At 43.8% G+C, this 720-nt stretch carries 1 protein-coding gene; it reads right to left on the bottom strand.

The window, feature by feature from the left end:
• Positions 1–108: 108 nt before the first annotated feature.
• Positions 109–504, bottom strand: a complete 396-nt coding sequence (locus ACOCD2_RS23895) for a hypothetical protein (RefSeq protein WP_293653749.1) — start codon at positions 502–504, stop codon at positions 109–111.
• Positions 505–720: the final 216 nt, after the last annotated feature.

Here is a 720-nt window from a genome sequence, read left to right as displayed (position 1 = left end):
TGAGCAGGATGCAGCAATCAGCGTATAGAACAAGCTCTAACGGGCAGTATGAACAAAATAGCAACTTTATTTCACCCGAAAATATACGGTGGAACAATGTTGCTTACTCTAAACTCTAGCTACATATTCTCCTTCTGTATAAAAACATCCTTCCTTGACTTGAATGGTCATTTCGCCCTTGTTATTCAATTCAATTCGATTGAGAGTACAGCCTGCTTTTGGTGTACCATCTACTTGGTAGACGAACTTGAGTTTATCTTTGACCTGGTTTTCTCTCAGGTACTGATAACAGCTTTCATTCGGTTCCATGACAACCTGAATCCCGTAAGGATCACTGTGCTCAAGGCTTTTGATATCACAAAGCATGTAGTTATCCTGGTCGTGGACAATCACATTCTTGAAACCGGCTGCAGCGCCGGTGACGCCAAAGATCGTAGCGCCAGCCACCAGTGTCGGTGCCAGTTTTTTGAAACGCCGGGTGTTTTTCAGGTCTTTTGCCTTCATGATGTACAGGTAACCTCTGTAATATTGCCGCGAGTTGCTTTTGTCTCTGACAGGAGACGCATCTTTAAGTTCAAATAATAGCGTAATCGGGCCTGTTAAGGAAGCTCTGATTGAATCGACCAAACAGGGTAAAATATACCCACCTCCCAGAACATAAGTACAGAGCCAAATGAAGCAACAAAGTTTCGCGTCATTGACTTACGCCGCCAAGAAACG

This window comes from Thiolapillus sp., from assembly GCF_048562965.1.
Lineage (GTDB): Bacteria > Pseudomonadota > Gammaproteobacteria > Chromatiales > Chromatiaceae > Thiolapillus > Thiolapillus brandeum_A.
This window is presented reverse-complemented; position numbering and strand designations above follow the sequence as displayed.